This window comes from Amycolatopsis sp. NPDC021455 (assembly GCF_040640995.1).
Lineage (GTDB): Bacteria > Actinomycetota > Actinomycetes > Mycobacteriales > Pseudonocardiaceae > Amycolatopsis.
In genome coordinates, this window is the sequence record NZ_JBFACT010000005.1 from 338,054 (window position 1) to 361,164 (window position 23,111).

Consider the following 23,111-nt stretch of genomic DNA (forward strand, 5'->3'; position numbering starts at 1 on the left):
AACCCTTTCCGTGGAGGGGGGTCAGGCGTCGGAGCGCGCGGTGGCGCGCGTCCGGATCAGGCTGGCGGTGACGGCGGTCCCGAGGATCACGCCGACCACGGCCAGCGAGAGCGCGGTCGGGATCTTGTAGAGGTCGAGCAGCAGCATCTTCACGCCCACCCAGACCAGCACCAGGGCGAGGCCGAGCTTGAGGTAGACGAACCGGTGCATGACGTCGGCGAGCAGGAAGTACATCGCCCGCAGGCCGAGCACGGCGAAGGCGTTCGACGTGAACACCAGGAACGGTTCCTGGGTGACGGCGAAGATCGCCGGGATCGAGTCGACCGCGAAGACGACGTCGGTGACCTCGATCAGCACCAGGACGGTGAGCAGCGGCGTGGCCACCCAGCGGCCGCCTTGGCGCACCAGGAACTTCTTGCCGTGGTAGCGGTCGGTGGACGGGACGATCCGGCGGAACACCCGCAGGAACACGTTCTGCTCGTAGTCGACGGTCTCGTCCCGGTGCAGCGCCATCCGCGCGCCGGTGATGACGAGGAAAGCGCCGAAGACGTAGAGGATCCACGCGAAGCTCGCGATCAGGGCCGAGCCCGCCGCGATGAACACCGCCCGGAACACCAGTGCGCCGATGACGCCGTAGAACAGGATGCGGTGCTGGTGCTCGCGGGGGACGGCGAAGTACCCGAAGATGATCGCGAACACGAAGACGTTGTCGACGGCCAGGGACTTCTCGATGACGTAGCCGGCGAAGTACTGGCCCGCGAACTCCGCGCCCCAGGTCCACCAGACGACGGCGCCGAAGGCGAGTCCCAGCGCCACCCAGACACCGGACCACGCGAGCGCTTCCCGCACGCCGACGACGTGCGCCCGGCGATGGGCGGCCAGGTCGACGGCGAGCATGGCCAGGATCACGCCGAGCACGGCGGCCCAGGCCCAGAACGGAACGGTCACGGCACACTCCTCCGGTTCGGTGACGAACCGGAGGTCTCCCCGGTCACCCGAAGGTGACGCCGGCACCGGGCTGCGCTCGGGCAGCCGGACTGACGATGCCGGACCGGGCGGGTACTCCCCTCCGTGACTCCAGAATGACGAACTGGACTTCGTCTGTCAAGTTTGGCCGGACGCGGTGCCGGGTGTGGCACTGTGTCCGGTATGGCTTCGTGGACGTTCCTCAGCAACCACGCGCACGTCCTGCTGTGCGTGGCCGCGGACCCGGACCGGACGTTGCACGACATCGCCGAGCACGTGGGGATCACCGAACGCGGGGTGCAGCTCATCCTCGCGGACCTGATCGCGGAGGGCTACCTCGAGCGCGAGCGGGTCGGCAGGCGCAACCACTACAAGATCCACCCGGAAGGCCGGCTGCGCCACCCCCTGGAGGCCCACCACCGGGTGGCCGACCTGGTCGAGGCGCTCGGCCTCGACACCGGCGAACGCCTGACGCCGGACCGGCTCCAGCCCGGCGAATAGGTCGCGCTTCGCAGGTCGTCCGACGTCCGGAACGAGCGCCCCAATGTGGCGTTGGTTGCGTTGGACGCACCGAACGCCACATTGGGTGCGTTGGACGCACCCAATGCCACATTGGGGCGTATCGCGGCCCGCTCAGCCGTCGGGGTACTGGCCGTCGAGGATCGCGGTCGCCAGTTCCACGCGCGACCGGTAGCCGGTGCGCTGGAAAAGCCGGGAAAGCCGGCCTTCCACGCTCTTCTCGCCGGTCTGCAGGAGGGCGGCGATCTGCTTGTTGCCCAGCCCTTCGGCCACGAGCACCGCGAGCAGGCGCTCGTTCTCGGCGAGCGTCGCCTGGCGGCCCGGGACGTGCACGCCGTGCTGCCGCATCAGCGTGCGCGACCAGGACCGGCTCATCCAGGCGTCCATCTCGCCGAAAATGGCGTAGGACTCCGAAAGCAGCGACGGCTCGGCCAGGCCGTACCGCACGAACCGTTCGAAGGCGACCGCCTGCTCCAGCGGCTGGTCCCGCAGGCGCAGCAGTTTCATCGCCGCCTCGGCCGCGGCGGCGTCGGAGTGCACGAGCGCGTGCAGGGTCAGGCGGTTGAGCTCGGCCCGCTCGGTGCCCATCCGCGCGGCCACGGTCTCCAGCTTCCGCAGGTACTCCGGCAGCGGCCCGGGCCGCTGCGTGCGGACGGCCAGATCGGCCAGGGCGATCCACAGCAGGTCGGTCTGCGCCACCACGCCGTTCTCCTCGGCTTGGCCCACCGCCGCCCGCAGGATCGACTGTGCCCGTTCGTATTCGCCATGTACGCGCTCGTAGAGCGCCTCCGGGATCGCCAGCAGGTGCGGCATCGCGGGCCCGCGCTCGCGGGCGGTCGCGAGCAGCTCCCGCGCCCGCGAGAGCCGGCCCCGGCACAGCTGGATGCTCGAGGCCAGCTGGAACATGACGGTCTGGCCGGGATCGCAGCCGCCCGGCGCGCTGGCGGCGATGTGCTTGCGGGCCAGCTCCATGGCCTCGTCGAACTTCCCGGCACCGACCGCCTGGATCATCCGGCCAGGCATGCTCAGCCGGACCGGCACCTGCCGCGCGGCGGCCAGCACCTGCTCCGCCTGCCGCAGCTCGCTCAGCGCCACGAGCGCGCCGGCGTGCCAGGCCGGCTCCTCGAGCGGCCGTTCCCCGGCCTCGATCCGCCGCGGCAGCTCGGCGACGTCGCGGTCGAACTCCGTGCGGTCGCCCAGCCACAGCCGCACGACGGAACCGAGCGAGCGGACGGACCGGGCGATCCCGGCGGCCGCGGGGTCCTCGCGGATCTGCCGCAGGAGCTCGTCCGCCTCGCGCCACCGGCCGAGCAGGGACAGCGCGAACGCGCGCACGGCCCGGTCTTCGAGCGGCGTGTCCGGAGTGGACGCGCCGCCGCGGGCGATCTTGGTCAGTTCGTCCCGGCGGCCGGACTCCGCCAGCGCGGTCAGGTGGACGAAACGGACGGCCGTCAGCTCGCCGTCGGGGATTTCCGCGGCGGGCGAGCGCAACACCGTCTCGACGGACTCCAGTGCCCGTACGGGGTCGTCGTTCGCGAGGCAGGTCCGCGCGTGGAGCAGCAGGATCTCGGTGCGCGCGGCCCCGTCCGCGGTGAGCTCGGCCGCCGCCCGCAGCCACGGCAGCACCCGTTCGCCGCCCCGCCGGGACGCGGCGAGCAGCTCCCGGGCCGCCCGGGCGGGGCCGACCAGCCGTCCCGCCCAGACGAGCTGGTCGGGCAGGTAGCCGGGCAGGGCGCAGTGCGCCTCGCCGGACCACAGGGCCTGGACGGCGATCTGGGCGAGCCTGCGCCGTTCGTACGGCCCCAGCGCCCAGGTCAGCGCGATCCCGGTGAGGGGCTGCCGGAACGTCCAGCCGTCCCGGGTGTGCCGCAGCAGCCCGGACTGCGTCAGCAGGTCCAGCTCGTGGCGGGCCTGGGCCTCGGACGTGCCGAGCGCCCGGGCGACCAGCCGCGCGGCGGCCGGGCCGAGCTTGCGGAGCACGGCGATCGCCTTGGCCGTCGCCCAGGCCGTCGCGCCCCGGCGGCGGATCGCCGCCAGCAGCTCGTGATCCTCGGTCAGCCGCGGCGGCACCGGCGAAGGGGTGACGTAGGCGTGCCGGTCCACGACCCGCAGCAGGTCGCGGTCCTGGCCGATCCGCAGGGCCGCTTCGACGGCGGCGGGCCAGCCCCGGCTGATCCGCCACAGCCGGTCGACGAGCTCGTCCTCCGGCACCGCGCCGAGCAGCGCCGTGACGAAGGCCGGCAGCTCGGCGCGCGGCAGCGGGCGCAGGTTGACGTGGCGGAGCAGGCCGTCCCGGTACAGCCGCGCGGCGCTCGCGAGGAACGCCGCGCGGGTCGCGGCGGGCAGCGGCAGGGCCACGGTGCACACGCACGCGGACTTCGCCGTGGCCAGCCGGCGGACCAGCGCGTCCAGCGAGCCGACGCCGTCGGGCGGCATCAGGTGGGCGCCCTTGAGGAGGAGCAGCGTGCCGGCGCCGGCGCGCAGCACCGCGGCGGGCGGGATCCGGTCCAGCAGGGCCGCCCCGGCGGCGGAACCGGCGAACGAGAGGTCGACCGTGCGCACGTGGGCGAAGCCCGGCGGCGGTTCGGCCGACAGGCGGCAGAGGCGGGCTTCGGCCGCGGTGAGGTCGGCGCCCACCGGTCCGCTGAGGACGGTCAGCACCGGGCGGCCGGGCGACCGGAGCGCCTCGACGACGTCGAGGGCGGCGCGCTCGGACGGCGGGACGAATCGGTCTGGCTGCACGCTTCTCGCTCTGCTCGTTCCGGGCTCGTCGTCCCGGACGGGGTGGGTCAGATTAGCCAAAGCCCCGCGGCGCGCGCCAATGCCCCCGGAAGCGGGTTTTCCCTTGCCTGGCAACGGAATCCGGCGGATTTCGGGGCCCGCGGGTGCCCGAAGATCACTCGTTCGGGTGACGCTCGGCGCGTGGCCGGCCGCTCTTCTGTCCCCGTTTTCGATTGTTTCACCGGTGGCTTGCTCACAACTACTGCCGGTTCGGGAAAGCGTGGCCGGTCTCACTTCCGTGTCGGAACGGCCACCTCCTCGGGGAGATAGTCGTGGGCGAGACGCACATATGCGTGACCGGCAATTTGAGCCAGTACCCCCGAATGGGGTAAATCTCCCCCGGCTGTGCGCCAAGTGGCGTAATGGACGTGGCACACTCTCGTCACCCGAGAGGACGGGAAGGAGGCGGCCGGTGATCCGGGACTGCGATGCCTTGCCTGGCCGGAGCGACGAGGTCGCCGCGATCGAAAAGGTCGCCGGCAGGCCCGTGCTCGTGGTGGTCCGGGGAGCGGCCGGGGCGGGCAAGACGGCGGTGCTCGGCGCCGTGCGGCAGAAGTGGCTCGACCGCGGAATGAAAATTCTTCACGTCTCTTTTTCGCTCGGTGCCGCGAACGGCGACGAGTTCGGTATCGCGGCCGTGCTGACCGCGTTCCGCGACGAATTCGGCGCGCGTTGCGAAGCCAAAATGGCCGCGCTGAAACGCCTTTCCGTGCCGGACGACACCGGATGTTCACCTTCTGGTTCCACTTTGTTCACCGAATTGACCCGGTTGTTCGGGGCCCTGCGGCAGCACGGGCCCGCGGCCGTGGTCTTCGACGACCTGCACGCCGTGCCGAACCCCGGCTTCACCGTGGCGGCCGCGCGCCACGCGGGCTGCACCGTCCTCGCGACCTGCCGCGAGGACGAGACCGTGGAACCGACCCTGCTGACCGCGCTCGCCGACCAGGTCGTCGACCTCGGGCCGCTGCCGGACGGCGAGATCGACGAGCTGATCGCCGCCCGCGGGCCGGTCGACCCGGCGGTGGCCCCGGCCGTGCGGGAAGCGCTCGGCTCCCTCGCCGGCAACCCGGGCGCGGTCCTCGGCACGTGGGAAGAGCTCCGGCGCACCGGTCGGCTCGTGCCGGTGCGCGGGGTGCTGTGCCTGGCCGCCCCGGACGCGCCCATCGCCCTGCCGGCCGGGCACGCCTTCGTGCGGCGGATCGGGGACCTGCCGGAACCGGCCACGGAGCTGGTCGCGCTGGTCGCCACCGCCGGGCGCTTCCGGGTGGACGACCTGCTGGCGCTGGCCGAGGCCGCCGGGTGGGAGCCGCCCGCCTGCGGCCGGGCCGCCGACCGGCTCGTCGCCGCCGGGGTGCTGGGCTGCGACGAGCCGGGGACGCTGTTCGTCACGTCCCCGGCTCTGGCCGCCGCGGTGCTGCGGGCCTTGGGGGAGCAGCGGGTGCGCGCGCTGCACGGGATGCTCGCCGAGCACCTGCTCCGCGAGCCGGAGGCGTGGCCCGCCGAGTCCGCGCTCGTCGCGGACCACGTCGCGCTGGCCGGCCCGGAACTGCGGGCCGGCCCGGCCGCTGTCGCGTTGTTGTGCCGCGAAGCGGCCGGAGTCCTGCCGGCCGATCCCGCGTCCGCCGCCCGCTGGTACCGCGCCACGCCGGCCGCCGGCCGGACCCCGGACCTGACGAGGTCGCTGCTGCGCCTGCTGGTGCGGATCGGCCGCTACGACTGGCTGGGCGAGGCCGTCGCCGAGACGGTCGCTGCCGGGGTGCCGGCCGGGCTCGAGGACGAACTGGCGGTGGTGGCGGCCCTCGCCGCGCTGCACACGGGCCTTCCGGTGCCCCCGGCGGTGGCGGACGCGCTGGCGGGTCGCGCGCCGCTCGTGTTCACCGCGCGGTGGTTCGACGGCCGCGAACCCCTGTGCCTCGACGAACTGCTGAGCGCCTTCGGCTCCTTCCGGCTCGGCGCCCCGCCGGACCTCGCCCCGGCGCGCGACCAGCTCGGGATCTGGTGCGGCCGGCACGACCTGGTCGCCCTCTTCGGGTTCCTGTTCGGCGACGAATACGGCGCGCCCGAGGGCGGCCCGCTCGCGCTGTACCACCGGGTCATCACGGGCTACCACCGCGGGGACTGGGCCGACGTGCTGTCCGCGAGCCGGGCGCTCGAGCTGAGCGGCCGCACGGGCACCCCCGTCCACTGCCACGCGCGCTTGCTCACCGCGGAAATCCTGTCCTGCGAAGGGGAGTTCGAGCTCGCGGCCGCCTGGCTGGAGGCCGGGGAGCGGTGTCCGCTGCCCGCGATGGTGACCTGGGCCCGGACCGGCCTGCTGTGGCGCAGCGGCCGCCTGCCCGAGGCGATCGAAGCGGGCTGGCGGGGCTACGAGCGCGCCGCGGAGGCGGCCGAGCGGGGCAACGTGGTCGGGTTGCACTGGCTGCTCGTGCGGCTGGCGATGCTGGAGGCCGAGGCGGACCACCCCGCCCGGCTGCTCGAGCTGCACGCGCTGGCCCGCAAGTGGTACGCCCGCTACGGCGGGCGGCGGCTGCGGATGGCCGAGCTGATGGTCACCGGCCTGGCCGAGCGGGACCTGGCGAGCGCGCGGACGGCGGTGGAGGTGGTGCGCGGCCACGCCAACCAGAGCGACCTGATGCGGGCGTGCCTGATCGCGTCGTTCGTCGCCGACGAGCCGCGCCCGTGGCTGCACGAGGCCTACGACATCGCGCGGCGCCTGGGCGGGGACCTGCTGCGCATGGGGATCAAGGCGAGGATGCGCGAGCGGGGAGTGCCGCTGCCCCGGCAGCACCTCGCTTCGGACGACCTGTCTGCGACCGAGGTGCGCATCATCGCCCTGATCCGGGATGGCCTGACGAACCGGCAGATCGCCGGGACGATGCGGATCAGCGAGAAGACGGTGGAAAGCCACCTCACCCGGCTGTTCGCGAAGACGGGCTGCCGCTCCCGGCTCGACCTCGCGACGGCCAGCATCGAGGGCCGGCTGACGGTGTCCGGGCTCGACCGCAGCGGCACGGCCTGACGACCGGAAACGTCGCGAATGACTCATTCGGGACCTCCGAGGTCCCGAATGAGTCATTCGCGGCAGCCGGGCCGGGTCAGTCGGCGACGAGCTCGGCCACGGTGACGCCGATCGGCGTGCTCGGGCGCCCGGTCAGCGTGCGGAGGTCGGCCGTGGTCTCGGCCAGGAGGCCGTTCTTGGTGTCGGCGTCGAGGGCGACGAGCAGCCCGACGACCGGCTCCGGCAGGCCGGCCTGGGTCAGCGCCTGGGCGTGCTCGTCGGCCGGCAGGTCGGCGTAGGTGACCTCGCGGCCCGCGGCCTTGCCGATCTCGGCGGCGAGTTCGGCGTACGACCAGGCGACGTCGCCGGCGAGCTCGTAGATCTTGCCTTCGTGGCCCTCGCCGGTGAGCACGGCGACCGCGGCCGCGGCGTAGTCGGCCCGGGTGGCGCTCGCGACGCGGCCGTCGCCCGCGCTGCCGACGAAGGTGCCCGTCTGCGCGGCCTGCTTGATCACCTCGGTGTAGTTCTCGTGGTACCAGTTGTTGCGCAGGATCGTCGCGGTCAGGCCGGACGCCTCGATCAGCTCTTCGGTCGCCTTGTGCTCCGGGGCCAGCACGAGCGCCGACGTCGTCGCCTTCGGGGCGCTGGTGTAGACGAGGTGCCCGACGCCGGCCTGCTTGGCCGCCTCGATGACCGCCTGGTGCTGCGCGACGCGCTGGCCGACCTCGCTGCTGGAGATCAGCAGCACCTTGTCGGCGTCCTTGAACGCGGTGACGAGGCTCTCGGGGTCGGTGTAGTCGGCGCGGCGCACGTCGACGCCGCGTTCGGCCAGGCCGGCGGCCTTCTCCGGGGTGCGCACCGCGGCGACGACCTGGTCGGCGGGCAGCTTCTCGAGCAGGCCTTCCACCACGAGCTTGCCGAGGTGGCCGGTGGCGCCGGTGACGACGATCATGAGTTGCTCCTTGAAGTTTCAACTACGTGTCCTTGGAGCATGTACTAACTTTTCGAAAGTACCCACTGGATGTTAGTACCATCACATCCATAGTGCCAACTGCCGGGTAGTATCGGGGTGTGGACGAAGAGCGGATCGATGCCGAGCACGACGCCTTGGTGGCGGACGTGTTCAGCGCCGCCTGCGCGTCGCGCACCCTGCTGGAACACGTCACCGGCCGGTGGGGTGTCCTGGCGCTCGTCGCGCTCGACGACGGCGTCTTCCGGTTCAACGCGCTGCGCCGCCGGGTGCAGGGCGTCAGCGAGAAGATGCTCGCCCAGACGTTGCAGGCCCTGGAGCGCGACGGCTTCGTGCACCGGGACGCCCGGCCGACGATCCCGCCGCACGTGGAATACAGCCTCACGCCCGCCGGGCGGGAGGTCGCGCGACGGCTGCGGGAACTGATCGAGTTCGTCGAGGCCGCCGTGCCCGATGCCGTGGCGGCGCAAGCCCGTTACGACGAAGCGAAGGCCCGGATTTCCGGCTGATCAGTCCCCGTCGAGGCCGTCGGCGAGTTCGTCGAGCTCGTCCCGGCCGAGCCCGGACAAGGTGAGCCCGGGGTCGGTGGCCGTGGCCAGGGCGGTCACGGCGGCCGCCCAGCCGTCGGCGAGCTCGTGCGCTTCTTCGCCGGTGAGGCAGTTCCCGGCCCAGATCCAGTGGGCGACGAGCCGGAGGCCGCCGGGACCGTCCTCCAGTGCCGTGTTCACGGTGAGCACGGCCGGTACGGCCATCCCGGGGCCGCTTCCGGGCGCGGGGGACGGTTCCGGTGCCACGGCCCAGTCCGCCGGTGCCCCGGCGGCGTACCGGCCGAGGTGGTTGAAGACGATCGGGGGAGCGGGCAGCGCGCCGAGGACCCGGCCGTGTTCCGGGTGCAGGAAGCGCAGCAGGCCGTAGCCCCGCCGATCGGCCGGTCCCGCGTGCAGCTGCTCCCGCGTCCGGCGCAGCACGTCGTGCACGGCGCGCGGGTCGGTCCACGGCCGGGTGCCGCCGGACGGCCCCGGGTCGAGCCGGACCGGGTACAGGGTCGTGAACCAGCCGACCGTGCGGGACAGGTCGAACTCGTCGCGGCCGTGCCCTTCGAGCGTGACCGTCAGCGCGCTGTCCTGGTCACCCCGGCGCCGCCGGAATCCCGCGGCCGACAACGCCAGCGCGGCGAGCAATGGCTCCAGGACCGCCGTCCCGGCGGCCGCGAACGGCTCGGCGGGCAGGTCCAGCCGCAACCGCCGCAGCGTCGCGGCCGTGTCCCGCGCGGGGTCGAGCGGCCGCCCGAGCCACGGCCGGACGTCCCGCATGACCTCCGCCCAGCCCTCGAGATCGGCGGTCACCTCGGGGAGCCGCTCGTTCAGGAGCCGGGCCCACTGCCGCACGGACGTGCCGACCGGCTCGAGGGCGGGAGCGCGGTCCTCGCGCACGGCCGTCCATGCCGTGGCCAGGTCCTCCAGCAGGATCCGCCACGAGACGCCGTCCACGGCGAGGTGGTGCACCACCAGCAGGAGGCGGCCGCGCTCGGCGGGACCGGCGTCGAACCAGACTGCCCGGAGCAGTTCTCCCGCCGCCGGGTCCAGCTCCGCCTGGGCCGCGGCACCGCGCCGGGTCAGTTCGGCCTGCCTGGCCTCCGGCTCGAGCCCGGTGACGTCCACGCGGAGCACCCGCGCCGCCACCGCGCCGGGCGGACGGACTTCCAGGCCGTCGCCGGTGGCGACGAGCCGGAGCGCGTCGTGGTGGTCGAGCAGCGCGGCCAGCACGGTGTGCAGCTCGGGCAGGCCGATCCCGGCCGGGGTCCGCACGAGCATCGACTGGTTGAACCCCGCGCCGGCCGCCCCGCCGGCGCCCCGCAGCCAGGCCGCCATCGGGGTGTCTTCGACCGGGCCGGCCGGGTCGATCTCCGGCACGGACACGCCTCGCGCCGGCTCGGCGGCCGCGGCCATCTTCGCCGCGGTCCCGCCGAGCAGGACGTCACGCGGATGCAGCGTCCACCCGGCCTTGCGGGCCCTGCTCACCACCTGCAGGGCGCTGATGCTGTCGCCGCCGAGGTCGAAGAAGCTGTCCTCGACGCCGACCGACGCCAGCCCGAGCACTTCGGCCAGCACGGCGCAGAGCACACGCTCCGCCTCCGTGCGGGGCTCGGCCGCGCCGCTCTCGAAACGCGGAGCGGGCAACGCTGCCCGGTCGAGTTTCCCGTGCGGCGTCCGGGGAAACTCCGTCAGCCGGAGCACCGCGGCGGGCACCATGTGCGCCGGCAGGCGTTCGCGCAGGTACTCGCGCAACGGGGCGTCGTCGCCGACGTAGTAGGCGACCAGCTGCCGGTGTCCCGGCCGGTCCTCGCGGAGCAGCACCGTGGCCTGCCGGACCGCGGGGTGGCCGGAGAGGACCACCTCGACTTCGCCGGGCTCGACCCGGAAGCCGCGGATCTTCACCTGGTCGTCGGCGCGGCCGAGGTAGGCGAGCGTGCCCTCGGCCGTCCACGCGGCGAGGTCGCCACTGCGGTACAGCCGTGCCCCGTCCGGGGCGGCGACGAACCGGGACGCGGTCAGCCCGGGACGGCGCAGGTAGCCGCGGGACACCTGGGCGCCGCCGAGGTAGAGCTCGCCGGGAACCCCGGGCGGGACCGGCCGCAGCGACTCGTCGAGCACGTGGGCTTCCGCGTTGTCCAGCGGGCGCCCGATGGTGACCGGGCTTCCGGTTTCCAGGGGCTCGGTGACCGTGACCGTGACGGTGGTTTCGGTCGGCCCGTAGGCGTTGACCAGCCGGCGGCCCGGTGCCCAGCGCTCGGCCAGCCGGGGTGGGCACTCCTCTCCGGCGGTCATCAGCGTGATCCCGCCGGGCAGCCCGCCGGGCGGCAGGGTCGCCAGCACCGTGGGCGGCAGGGCGACGAAGTTCGCCCCGGTCTCCGCCACCAGCCGCGCCAGCGGCTCGCCGGGGACGCGCCGCTCCGCCGGCACCGGCACCAGCACCGCGCCGGCGAGCAGCGCCACGAGGATTTCGCCCGCGGCGGCGTCGAACCCGAGCGGCGCGAACTGCAGGATGCGGGTCTCGTGGTCCATCCCGAACCGCCGGACGTGGTCGGCGACCAGCGCCACGACGTTGCGGTGCTCGACGACGACCCCCTTGGGCGTCCCGGTCGAGCCCGAGGTGAAGACGACGTAGGCCGCGTGGTCCGGGCGCAGCGGCACCTCCGGCGCCGTCGAAGGCCCGTCGCCCCCGAGGTCGCCGGGAGTGAGCACCACCGTGGGCCGGGCTTCCGCCAGCAGGTGGGCGATCCGCTCGGCGGGGTAGGCGGGATCGATGGTGAGGTACGCGGCCCCGGACTTGAGCACCGCCAGCAGCGCCACCACCAGTTCGATCGACGGCGGCAGCCGCAGCGCGACGATCCGTTCCGGGCCCGCGCCCTTCCCGATCAGCACGTGGGCGAGCCGGTTCGCGCGCTCGTCGAGCTCCCGGTAGGAGATCTCGGCGCCGTCGAAGAGTACGGCGGTCTCGTCGCCGCGCTCGGCCGCCGTGGCCGCGAACAGCTCGGGCACCGTGGCTTCCGGCAGCCGCCGGAGGGGGCCGTGGGACGCGGCGAGCACGAGGTCGCGCTCGGCGGGGGCGAGCACGTCGATCCCGCCCGCCGCCGCGTCCGGGGCGGCCACCGCGGCGGCGAGGACCCGGACGAGCCGGGCGGTGAGCGCCTCCGCGGTGGCCCGGTCGAAGAGGTCGGTGGCGAATTCGAGGTACCCCCGCATGCCTTCGCCGCGGCGCGGCACGAGCGCGAACGACAGGTCGAACTTCGCCGTCCCGGTGCCGGCCGGGACGATCTCCGCGGTCAGGCCGGGCAGGTCCAGCCGCGGCTCCGCCGTGGTCTGGAACGCCAGCAGCACCCCGAACGGCCGCCGCCCGTTCGTCACCCGCGTGACCGGGACGTCCTGGTGGGCCAGCGCGGCGACGTCGGTTTCGCGCACCCGGCCCAGCAGTTCGCGGAAGGTCGGCCGCCCGGACAGGTCCACCCGCAGCACCAGGGTGTTGACGAACAGGCCGACCAGGTCGTCGAGCGCGGGGTCGCCGCGGCCCGCCACGGGGGTGCCGATCGCGATGTCCGAGCCCACGCCCAGCTTGCCGAGCAGGGTGGCGAGTGCCGCGTGCACCACCATGAACTCGGTCGCCCCGGCCGCCGCGGCGAGGTCCGCGATCCCGCGGTGCAGGCCGGCGTCCACAGTGAACTCCACGACGTCGCCGCGGTGGGACGGCGTGGCCGGGCGCGGCCGGTCGGTGGGCAGCGGCAGGTCTTCGGGCAGGCCGTCGAGGGCGCGCCGCCAGAACTCCAGCTGCCCGTCGTCGGGCCGGTCCCGCCGCGCCAGCACGTGATCCGCGTACTGCAGGGGCAGCGGTGCCCAGTCCGGCGCCTGTCCGCGGGCCCGGGCCGCATAGGCCCGTGAGAGGTCACGGGCCAGCGGGTCCAGTGACCAGCCGTCGGCGGCGATGTGGTGCACCACAAGGGAAAGCACGTGTTCGTGCGCGCCGAGGACGAACAGGCGGGCGCGGAGCGGAAGATCCTCCGAGAGGTCGAACGGCTCTCGCGCGTGGGCCGCGACCGCGGCGTCGAGTGCCCCGGCGGAGACCTCGGTGACCGGCAGCACCGGCTCGGCGTGGTCGCGGATCACCAGATGAGCCACGCCGCCGGTGTCGGCGACCACGGTCCGCAGGCTCTCGTGGCGGGCGACGACGTCCGCCAGTGCCGCGCGCAGCGCTTCGCGGTCGAGGACCCCGGAAAGCCGGGCCGCGGCGGTGATGTTGTAGAGCGGAGACGGCCCGGAAAGCCGCTGCTCGACCCAGATCTGTTCCTGGGCGGGCGAAAGCGGCAGGCGGCTGGGCCGCGGAACGCGCGCGGGGCGGGACGGGGGCGCCGCCGTCACGGCCGCCCGCTCGATCGCCGCCAGCAGCTTCGCCACGGTCGGCTCTTCGAACACCGCCCGGACGCTCAGGGGGACCCCGAAGTCCGCGTGGATCCGGCCCACCAGCCTGGCGGCCAGCAGGGAGTGCCCGCCCAGCTCGAAGAACCCGTCGTCCGGCGAAACCCGTTCGACGCCCAGCACCTCGGCGAACAGCGCGCACAGCTTTTCTTCCGCCGCGGTCGCGGGCCGCCGTCCCCGCCCGCCCGAGAAGACCGGGCCGGGCAGTGCCTGCCGGTCGAGCTTGCCGTTGGGGGTGAGCGGAAGGTCGCGCAGCACCAGGAACGCCGACGGCACCAGGTACGCGGGCAGCTGGGTCCGGGTCCACGCGCGCAGCTCGTCGACGTCGAGCGCGGCTCCGGCCGCCGGGACGACGTAGGCGGTCAGCTGCGATCCGCCCCGCTGATCCTGTGCGGCCCCGGCGGCGACCTCGCCGACCGCCGGGTGCCCGGCCAGCACGGCCTCGATCTCGCCGGGCTCGATCCGGTACCCGGAGATCTTGAGCTGGCCGTCGGCCCGGCCGGTGAACTCGAGTTCGCCGGTGTGGCTCCAGCGGCCGAGGTCCCCGGTCCGGTACATCCGCTCGCCGTCGCCGAACGGGCAGGCGACGAACCGGCCGGCGGTCAGCCCGGCGCGGCCCAGGTAGCCCCTGGCGAGTCCCGGCCCGGCGACGTACAGCTCGCCGGGCACGCCGGCGGGGACCGGCCGCAGGCCCCGGTCGAGCACGAACACCCGCAGGTCGGGCAGCGGCACCCCGATCGGGCTGCCGTCGTGCGTCACCGAGTCCGGGCCGAGCTCCCGGTAGGTCACGTGCACGGACGTCTCGGTGATCCCGTACATGTTGACCAGCAGCGGTTCTTCGCCGGAACGCCGGGCGTACCAGTCCGCCAGGCGGCGCGGTTCGAGCGCCTCGCCCCCGAAGATCACCGTGCGCAGGTCCGGGGTGTGCCCGGCTTCGGCCTCGTCCGCGATGAGGTGCAGGAAGGCCGACGGCGTCTGGCACAGCGTCGTGACCCGCTCCTCGGCCAGCAACCGCCGGAAGTCACGCGGTGTCCGGGCGGTGTCGAGGGGAACCACGACCAGCCGCCCGCCGTGCAGCAGGGCACCCCAGAGCTCCCAGACGGAGAAGTCGAACGCGTAGGAGTGGTAAAGCGTCCAGACCTGGTCCGGCCCGAAGCGGAACCGGCGGGCGGCCGAGGCGAAGAGGCGGGTCACGTTGCCGTGCGTGACGAGCACGCCCTTGGCCCGGCCGGTCGAGCCGGAGGTGTAGATGACGTAGGCGAGCTGGCCGGGCAGGATCCGGCGCCCGGGCGGGGTATGCGGGTGCGTGGCGATGGCGGGGTCGTCGAGCGGCAGGCAGGGGACCCCGGTCTCGACCGCGTGGGGGCTGATCACCAGCGACGGCCGGGCATCGCCGAGCACGTGGCCGAGGTGGCCTTCCGCGCATTCCGGGTCCAGCGGCAGGTAGGCACCCCCGGCCTTGAGCACGGCCAGGACGGCGACGACGAGGTCGGCCGAGCGGGGCAGCAGCAGCGCGACGAGCCGGTCGGGGCCGATGCCCCGGGCGATCAGCGCGTGCGCCAGCCGGTTGGCTCGCGCGTCCAGCTCCCGGTAGGTCACCTGCTCGCGGCCGCAGGTGACGGCGACGCGGTCCGCCGAAACCGCCACCTGCGCCTGCCAGAGGTTCACCAGGGTCGCCGTGACCTCTTCGCGGGCGGGCTGTGGGGCGGCCTCGGCGCCCAGGTCCAGCGTGATGGCCGGGGCGTCCGGGGCGGCCAGGACGCCTTCGGCGGCCGCCTCGAAGCAGGCCCGCAGCTCGGCCGGGCCGGCCGGGCCGAACAGCCCGGGCTCGTAGCCCGGCTCGCCGGAGTCCCCGCTCCGGCGGATCACGTCGCGGACCGTCACCGAACCCGGCAACGGTGGCACGTCTTCGCCGAGACCCAGTTTGGCGACCAGGATCGTCCACACCGCCCGCACCGCGGCGCCGGTGGACACGCCGGCCTCCGCCGCGAGCCCGGCCAGGCGTTCCCGGGCGGTGGCGGGCAGTTCCACCGGCAACCGCCCGGGGAGATCCGGGGAGGGCACCCCGGTGCTCCCCGCCGTCCGCTGCGGCCGGGGCAGGGCGGCACGGTCGAGCTTTCCGTGCGGGGTCACCGGGAACGCGTCCAGGGGCACGATCGCGGCGGGCACCATCACGGCGGGCAGCCGTCCCGCGGCGTGGGCACGCAGCACCTCGGTGTCGCAGCCGGAACCGGAGGCCGCGACGACGTAGGCCACCAGTTCGCGATCGCCCGCGGCGTCGGGCACGGCCAGCACGACGGCGTCGGCGACGGTGTCGTGGCCCCGCAGCACGGCCTCGATCTCGCCCGGCTCGATCCGCACCCCGCGGATCTTGACCTGGTGATCGGCCCGGCCCAGGTACTCGACCTCGCCGTGGCGGTTCCAGCGGGCCCGGTCCCCGGTCCGGTACAGCCGCTCGCCGTCGCCGAACGGGCTCGCCACGAACCGTTCCGCGGTCAGCCCGGCCCGGCACCGGTACCCGCGGGCGAGCTGGATCCCGGCGAGGTACAGCTCCCCGGGCGCGCCGGGCGGCACCGGCCGCAGCCGGTCGTCGAGGACGTACAGCCGGGTGTTCCACACGGGACGCCCGATCGGCACCACCGGCAGCTCCTCCGCCGGCGGCGACGCCCACGCCGTGACGTCGATGGCGGCCTCGGTCGGGCCGTAGAGGTTGTGCAGCTCGGCGCCGAGCCGCGCGTGGAAGTCCGCGCGCAGGGCCGGGGACAGCGCCTCCCCGCTGCAGTAGACGCGGCGCAGGCTCGCGCATGCGGCCGGGTCGGCCACCCGCAGGAACTCGCGCAGCATCGACGGCACGAAGTGCAGGTCGGTCACCCCCTCGCGCCGGATCACCTCGGCCAGGTACCACGGGTCGCGGTGCCCGTCCGGGCGGGCCACGACCAGCGCGGCTCCGGTGACCAGGGGCCAGAAGAACTCCCACACCGACACGTCGAACCCGCAGGAGGTCTTCTGCAGCACGCGATCCGCGGTGGAAAGCCGGTAGGTGCCCTGCATCCACAGCACGCGGTTGGCGAGCGCCGCGTGGGACACCACGACACCCTTCGGCCGCCCGGTCGAGCCCGAGGTGTAGAGCACGTAGGCGGCGCTGTCCCCGTGGGGACGGGCTTCCGCCAGGGGCCGCGACGGCGGGAGGCCGTCGTCGAGCGACAGCACCGGACTGTCCACAGTGGAGGGAATCAGCGCGGCCGCGGCGGCGTCGGTGACCACCAGGACCGGTGCGGCGTCGCCGAGCAGGTGCCCGATCCGCTGGGCGGGGTAGTCCGGGTCGACCGGCAGGAACGCCGCGCCCGACCGCGCGATCGCGTGCAGCGCCACGATCAGCTCGACCGAGCGCGGCAGCACGACGGCCACCACCCGCTCCGGTCCGGCTCCGGCCGCCGCGAGCACCCCGGCGAGCCGGTCGACCCGCGCCGACAGCTCGGCATACGTGACGGTTTCGCCTTCGAAGACCACGGCGGGCGCGTCCGGGGTGGCCCGTGCTCGGGCGGCGAACAGCTCCGGCATCGTCACCGCCGGGACCGGGTGCGCGGTGTCGTTCCACGTGGTCAAGACCTGCCGCCGCTCGCCGTCGTCCAGGACGTCGAGGTCCGAGATCGCCCGGCCGGGCGCGGCCGCGACGGCTTCGAGCACCCGGCTCAGCCGCCCGGACAGCCGCTCGGCGGTCTCGGCGTCGAACAGGTCCGTGCGGTACTCCAGTGCGCCCGCGAGCCCGCCGCCGGAGGACTCCGCGTAGTCGAGGAGCAGGTCGAACTTCGCGGTCGCGGTGTGCAGTTCTTCCACCGTGGCCCGGGCGCCGGCCAGGTCGCCGTGCCGGTCCGCCTGCGCCCGTGCGACGACCATGACCTGGAACAGCGGGTTGCGCGTGAGCGAGCGCGCCGGGTTGAGCGCGTCCACGACCAGCTCGAACGGCACGTCCTGGTGGGCGAACGCGGCCAGGTCGGTCTCCCGGACGCGGGCGAGCAGCTCCTCGAACGACGGGTCACCCGAAACGTCGGTGCGCAGCACCACCGTGTTGACGAAGAAGCCGACCAGGTCGTCGAGCGCCTGGTCCGGCCGTCCCGCGCAGGCTGTGCCGATCGGGATGTCGGTGCCGGCGCCCAGCTTCGCCAGCAGCAGCGCGAACGCCGCCTGCACGACCATGAACACCGTCGCCCCGCTGCGGTGGGCGAGCGCGCCGAGCCTGCTGTGCGTATCGGCGTCCACCCCGAACGGCACCCGGCCGCCGGCCGGTGTCGAGGCCGCCGCTCGCGGCCGGTCGAAGGGGAGCGGCAGCTCGTCCGGTGCCCCTTCCAGGGTGGTCCGCCAGAAGTCCAGCTGACGGCGGACCAGGCTGTCCGGATCGGACTCCGAGCCCAGCATCTCCCGTTGCCACACCGCGAAATCGGCGTACTGCGCGGGCAGTTCCGGCGGGGCCGGGATTTCGCCGCGGGCCCGCGTTTCGTAGGCGGCGGTGAAGTCGCGCCACACCGGGGCCCACGACATCGCGTCGCCGGTGATGTGGTGCATCACCAGCAGCAGGACGTGGTTCTCCGGCGCGAGGCGGAACAGCCGGGCGCGCAGCGGCAAGTCCGTCGCCAGGGCGAACGGCCGCCCGGCCGCCACCGCCACCGCGGCGTCGAGGTCGGCTTCGGCGACCGGCACCGTGTCGAACGGCAGGCGCCGCAACGCGGTGTCCGGGTCGAGGACGTGCTGGTACGGCACCTGCTCGTGCGCCGGGAACACCGTGCGCAGGCTTTCGTGCCGGGTGAGCACGTCGCCGAGCGCCAGGTGCAGTGCCGCCGTGTCGACCGGGCCGGACAGGCGCACGAGCACGGGGACGTGGTAGGCGGAACCGGCTTCGCCGTACTCCTCGAGGAACCACAGCCGTTGCTGCGCGTAGGACAGCGGCACCCGGTCTGGTCGCTTCGCCGTCCGCAGGGCCGGGCGGGCCGAGCCGCCGTTCGCCGCGATCGTCGCGGTCAGGGCCGCCACCGTCGGTGCCTCGAACACGGCCGACACCGGCAGATCGGTCCCGAACACCTCGCGGATGCGCCGGACCAGCCGGATGGCGAGCAGCGAGTGCCCGCCGAGCGCGAAGAAGTCGTCGCCGGCGCCGGGTTGCCCCAGCACTTCCGCGAACAGCTCGGCGAGAGCTGCTTCGCGCTCGTCGCGCGGCTTTTCTCCGGGTGCGGCGGGCCAGGACGGTTCCGGCAGCCGGGCGCGATCGATCTTTCCCTTGCGGTCCAACGGAATCCTGTCGACCTTCGTGACCAGGACCGCCGGCTTCACGGCGGCCGGGAGCCCCGCGGTCATCGCCTCCCGCGCGGCGGACTCGTCCGGATCGCCCTCGACGTACCCGGCCAGGAACGGGTCGCCCGCCGGATCCGGCCGCACCACCGCGACGGCCGCGCGCACGCCGTCGAGCCCGCGCAGCGCGGCCCCGATCGCGGCGAGGTCGAGGCGGACGCCGCGAAGGGCCGCGGTGTCGAGGTACTCCAGTTCGCCGGTGCGGGTCCAGCGGGCCCGGTCGCCGGTCCGGACCATCCGCGACCCGGGCGGTCCGGCGGGATCGGCCACGAACCGGGCCGAGGTACCGGCGGGATCGCCCGCGAAGCCCCGCGCCACCCCGGCACCGCCGGCGTACACCTCGCCGGCGACGCCGTCCGGCACCGGACGCAGATCCGGTCCCAGCACGGCGATCCGCGTGTTCCGCACGGGACGTCCGATGAGGACGGCACCGGAACACTCGGTGAGGCCGTATGCGGTGGTCAGCCCGGCGTCCCGCAGGGGTTCTCCGGTCACCACGACCTTCCGCACCCCGGGAAGCGCCTTCCCGTCGCGGAGCACCGAAGGCGTGACCTCGGCGACCGTGACCCCGTTCCGGACGTCCCCGGCGACGCGGACCCGGCCGCCCACCGCCAGGGCGGCGAACAGCTGCCACACCGAACCCCCGGACGTCAGCGGCGCGTTCTGCAGCACGGTGTCGGCCGCGGTGATCCCCAGCTCGTCGATCCGGGCCCGGAGCTGGTTCATCAATCCGGCGTCGCACACCACCGGACCGCTGACGAAGGCGGCACTGCTTTCGTGCCTCGGCACGAAACCGAAGCCCGCGGCTTCGGGGAGGTCTTCGACGACGAGCACCCGCAGACCGGGAACGCGCGCGGCGATCTTCTCCGCCGTCGTACGCCACGACGGGGGTGTCACCAGGAATCCGGCGCCGCTGTCCGCCAGGGCGACCGCGCTCTCCTCGAGCGGCTCCACCGGTAGGTACGCCCCGCCCGCCGCCCACACGCCCAGCACCGCGCCCGCGAACCCGCCGCCGGGCTCGCCCACGACGCCGACGACGGACTCGGCCCCCGCCCCGGCGGCCACCAGGCCGGCGCCGACCTTGCGGGCGAGGTCCAGCAGCTGCCCGTAGGACCAGGTGCGGTCGTCTTCCAGCACGGCCACCGTGCCCGGCGCGGTCCCCGCGACAGCGCGCAGAAGCTCGCCGAGGTTCTCGGTGGGGCACGGCTCGCCGTCGCCCCACCGCGGCCGGGCCGGACCGGCTTCGAGCCGGGCCAGCGGCCGGTCTCCGGCGAAGTTCGCGAACTCCGCGAGGAAGTCCACGAAGAGCGTCAGCAGTCCGGCCAGCTCGTCGCCGGTGTACAGCGCCGGGTTGGCGTTGACGTCGAGGAAGAGCCCGTCGCCGCCGGTCTCGCCGACGATGAGCTCGAGGTCGTCCACGGGGCCCGTGGACAGGACTCGTCCCGTCGCGGTGCAGCCGCCGAACGCGCGCGTTTCGCCCAGTCCGAGGACATTGACCGCCGGGCCGAACGGGCGGACATCACCCGGCAGTCCCAGGTGCCCCCGCACCAGGCGGCCGCGGTACCGCTGGTGCCGCACCGTGCGCCGGACCTCCTCCGCGGTGTGCGCGAGCAGCTCGCCGCGGGTCATTTCCGGCCGGACGGTCAGCGGCAGCGGCAGCGGGTTCGCCACCACGCCGGGCGCCCTCCGGGCGGCCGCACCGCGGCGGGCGGTCGTCAGCAGGGTCAGGAGCACGTCCCGGGAGCCGGTCATCCGCCCCGCGAAGGCCGCGGTCGCCGCGACGACCAGTTCGGGGAGCGCCACCCGCGCCCGCCACGCGCTCTCCCGCAAGCGTTCGGCGTCGGAGCGGGACAACCGCGCGGACCGCCGCACGACGTCGGTCGCGAGCGCGGGGGCGCGGCCGGAGAGGCTGGTGGGCTCGGGCGGGCACGGGAACCGGTCCGTCCACAGTGCACGGTCCCGGTCGAACTCGGCCGAGCCGGCGTGGTAGGCGCGATCGTCGTCGACGAGGACTTCCAAGGGCACCAGCGCGTCTTCGCCGGAGGGGCGGCCCGACACGAGTGCGTCGTAGACGTCGGTGAGGCGCTTGAGCAGCAGCCCCTGGCTGAAGCCGTCGACGGCCAGGTGGTGCAGGCACATGAAGAAGCGCCACCGCCCCGCGCCGAGCCGGTAGAGCACGCAGCGGGGCACGAGCGGCGCGGACGGATCGAACGGCGTCCGCACCTGGGCCCACATCAGCTCTTCGGCCGCCGCGGCCGGGTCCGGCTCCCCGGCCAGGTCCAGCACCGGGACGTCCACTCCGGCGGGCTCGATCACCTGGCGGGGCTCGTCGTCCACCACCTCGAAGCGGACCCGCAGCGTCTCCGCCTCGCGCACGACCTGCCGCACGGCCGCGGTCCACAACTCGGGCTCGAACGGCCCTCGGATGTCGTAGTACCCGGCGACGTTGAAGACCGCGCTGTCCCGCGCTTCCTGCCAGCGGTACCACAGCTCGGTCTGCGCGGCGGTCAGGGGCAAGGCGACGCGGCTGGCCATGCGAGGAACTCCTCTGGACGGTGGATGGAGAGCAGGTCGTGACGGCTCAGCGGTCCTGGGCGAACCCGAGCAGTTCGCCGACCGACAACGCCGTCCGGCAGCCGAGGCGGGCCGGGGCCGGGCGGCCCGCCACGGCGCCGCCGTGGTGGGCGAAGAACTGGTCGCAGATCGCCGCGACCGGCTGTTCCGGGCGGCCGAGCGCCAGCGGCTCCGGGGTGGCCGTGGTGTTCACAGTGGACTCGACGACGTTCATGCTGCTCTCCTCAGGGTGTTTTCCCGGAAACCGAACGGAAGACCCGCCACGCCGCCGTCACGACGACGGCCAGCAGGATCGTGATCGTCACCAGCGCCACCGGAACCGCGTGGACGACGGCGATGCTGTCCCCGGTGTCCGCCACCGGGTTTCCCCACAGCCGGCGGCAGGCGGTCGACACCGTGCTGACCGGGCTCCACGACGCGACCGCGTGCAGCCAGCCCGGCAGGCCGTCCGGGGGGACGAAGGCCGTCGAAAGGAACGAGCCCACCACCAGGACCAGACCCGACAGCGAGTTCACCGCCGGGGTGCTGCGGATCCGCAGGCCGGCCAGGATGCCCGTCCACGACAGGAGGAACGCCAGCGCCAGCAGCAGGCCGAAGCCCGCCAGGGCCGGCAGGAGTCCCGTGTGGATCCGCCAGCCCAGCAGCCAGCCCGCCGCCAGGGCGATGGCCAGTCCGGCGGTGATCAGCAGCAGGTCGCACAGCGACTGCGCGAGCAGCACCGGGAGCCGGCCGATCGGCAGGGACCGGAACCGGTCGACGAGCCCGTCGCGCAGGTCGTCCGCCAGCGCGATCGCGCTCGTGCCGAAGCCCGCCAGGGCCACCTGGGCGCCGACGCCGGCCATCGTGAAGTCGAGGTAGCTCGTCCCGTCCGGCATCGCGATCGACTTGTCGAGCAGGTAGCCCATCACGACCACCATCGTCACCGGGGTGAGCGTGACGGCGAACAGCTCGCCCGGCGTCCGGCGCAGCCGCAGCAGCCGCCGCCCGGTGAGGGCGGCGGTTTCGGTGAGGATCATGCGCGCTGGTCCTTTCCGGTCAGGGCGAGGAAGACGTCGTCGAGGGACGGGCGACGGACAGCGAAGTCGGCCACGGCCAGGCCGGCCCGGTCGAGGGCGGCCGCCGCGGCGGCGACGGTCGCCATGCCGTCGTCGACCGGGAGGGACAGCCGTCCCGCCGCCCGGTCGACATCCGACGCGGCCGGGCCGAGGGCGGCTGCCGCGGCCGGGACGTCGGCCGGGTCCGCCAGGACGATGCCCAGCCATTCGCCGCCCACCTTCCGTTTCAGTTCCTCCGGGCTGCCCTCCGCGACGACCGAACCGGCGCCGAGGACCGCGATCCGGTCGGCGAGCTGGTCGGCCTCCTCGAGGTACTGCGTGGTGAGCACCACCGTGATGCCGCCGTGGACCTGCTCGCGGACCTCGTCCCAGAGCAGCCGGCGGCTGGCCGGGTCCAGCCCGGCGCTCGGCTCGTCGAGGAACAGCACCGCGGGCCGGGTGACCAGGCAGCACGCCAGGTCGAGCCGCCGGCGCATCCCGCCCGAGTAGGTGCCCGCCCGGCGGTCCGCGGCCTCGGTGAGGCCGAACCGCTCCAGCAGCTCGCCCGCCCGCGCCCGGGCACCGCGGGTGCCCAGCCGCAGCAGCCTGCCCAGCAGCACGAGGTTCTCGCGGCCGGTGAGCTGCGCGTCGACCGCGGCGTACTGGCCGGCGACCGCGATCCGGCGCCGGACTTCCTGAGGCTCGCGGGCGACGTCGAACCCCGCGACCCGCGCGGACCCGCCGTCCGGCGCCAGCAGGGTCGCGAGGATCCGGACGGTGGTGGTCTTGCCCGCGCCGTTGTGGCCCAGCAGGCCCAGGACGGTCCCGGACGGCACGTGCAGATCGACGCCGCGCAGGGCCTCGTGGCCGGGAAAACGCTTGCGCAGCTCGTGGGTCTCGACGACCGCGTCCACTTCGGACCCCTTTCCTGGCGGTTGCCTCCGATCCTGGCCGCG

10 protein-coding genes are annotated in these 23,111 nt (G+C 74.3%); 3 read left to right on the top strand and 7 right to left on the bottom strand.

The window, feature by feature from the left end; genetic code table 11:
* Nucleotides 1-21: 21 nt before the first annotated feature.
* The gene (locus tag AB0G28_RS11000) at nucleotides 22-948 is read right to left on the bottom strand and encodes a TerC family protein (protein WP_361086165.1); all 927 of its coding nucleotides are present in this window, start codon (nucleotides 946-948) and stop codon (nucleotides 22-24) included.
* A 201-nt stretch (nucleotides 949-1,149) separates the two neighbouring features.
* On the opposite strand from AB0G28_RS11000, the gene AB0G28_RS11005 reads away from it, so the two are divergent.
* Complete coding sequence (locus AB0G28_RS11005; RefSeq protein WP_361086168.1) at nucleotides 1,150-1,467, top strand: winged helix-turn-helix domain-containing protein; 318 nt, start codon at nucleotides 1,150-1,152, stop codon at nucleotides 1,465-1,467.
* Between the two features lie 132 nt (nucleotides 1,468-1,599).
* Here AB0G28_RS11005 and AB0G28_RS11010 read toward each other — a convergent pair whose 3' ends face one another.
* The gene (locus tag AB0G28_RS11010; RefSeq protein WP_361086170.1) at nucleotides 1,600-4,227 is read right to left on the bottom strand and encodes a helix-turn-helix transcriptional regulator; all 2,628 of its coding nucleotides are present in this window, start codon (nucleotides 4,225-4,227) and stop codon (nucleotides 1,600-1,602) included.
* A gap of 451 nt (nucleotides 4,228-4,678) precedes the next feature.
* Between AB0G28_RS11010 and AB0G28_RS11015 the strand changes: the two genes are divergently transcribed.
* Complete coding sequence (locus tag AB0G28_RS11015; protein WP_361086173.1) at nucleotides 4,679-7,285, top strand: LuxR C-terminal-related transcriptional regulator; 2,607 nt, start codon at nucleotides 4,679-4,681, stop codon at nucleotides 7,283-7,285.
* 76 nt (nucleotides 7,286-7,361) lie between these two features.
* Here AB0G28_RS11015 and AB0G28_RS11020 read toward each other — a convergent pair whose 3' ends face one another.
* The gene (locus AB0G28_RS11020) at nucleotides 7,362-8,216 is read right to left on the bottom strand and encodes an SDR family oxidoreductase (RefSeq protein WP_361086176.1); all 855 of its coding nucleotides are present in this window, start codon (nucleotides 8,214-8,216) and stop codon (nucleotides 7,362-7,364) included.
* A 119-nt stretch (nucleotides 8,217-8,335) separates the two neighbouring features.
* On the opposite strand from AB0G28_RS11020, the gene AB0G28_RS11025 reads away from it, so the two are divergent.
* A complete protein-coding gene (locus AB0G28_RS11025) occupies nucleotides 8,336-8,743 on the top strand; it encodes a helix-turn-helix domain-containing protein (RefSeq protein WP_361086179.1) in 408 nt (135 codons plus the stop codon).
* Here the strand turns inward: AB0G28_RS11025 and AB0G28_RS11030 are convergent, their stop codons facing one another.
* Genes AB0G28_RS11030 through AB0G28_RS11045 form a run of 4 tightly spaced genes read right to left on the bottom strand, consistent with a single transcriptional unit; the run spans nucleotide 8,744 to nucleotide 23,069 of the window.
* Nucleotides 8,744-21,082: an amino acid adenylation domain-containing protein gene (locus AB0G28_RS11030; RefSeq protein WP_361086182.1), complete on the bottom strand. Its 12,339-nt coding sequence runs from the start codon at nucleotides 21,080-21,082 to the stop codon at nucleotides 8,744-8,746.
* A gap of 46 nt (nucleotides 21,083-21,128) precedes the next feature.
* The gene (locus AB0G28_RS11035) at nucleotides 21,129-21,335 is read right to left on the bottom strand and encodes a hypothetical protein (RefSeq protein WP_361086185.1); all 207 of its coding nucleotides are present in this window, start codon (nucleotides 21,333-21,335) and stop codon (nucleotides 21,129-21,131) included.
* A gap of 10 nt (nucleotides 21,336-21,345) precedes the next feature.
* Nucleotides 21,346-22,137, bottom strand: coding sequence for an ABC transporter permease (locus AB0G28_RS11040; RefSeq protein ID WP_361086188.1), 792 nt, complete (start codon nucleotides 22,135-22,137; stop codon nucleotides 21,346-21,348).
* Complete coding sequence (locus AB0G28_RS11045; protein ID WP_361086191.1) at nucleotides 22,134-23,069, bottom strand: ATP-binding cassette domain-containing protein; 936 nt, start codon at nucleotides 23,067-23,069, stop codon at nucleotides 22,134-22,136. The genes AB0G28_RS11040 and AB0G28_RS11045 overlap by 4 nt, the downstream gene beginning before the upstream one ends.
* Nucleotides 23,070-23,111 lie beyond the last annotated feature (42 nt).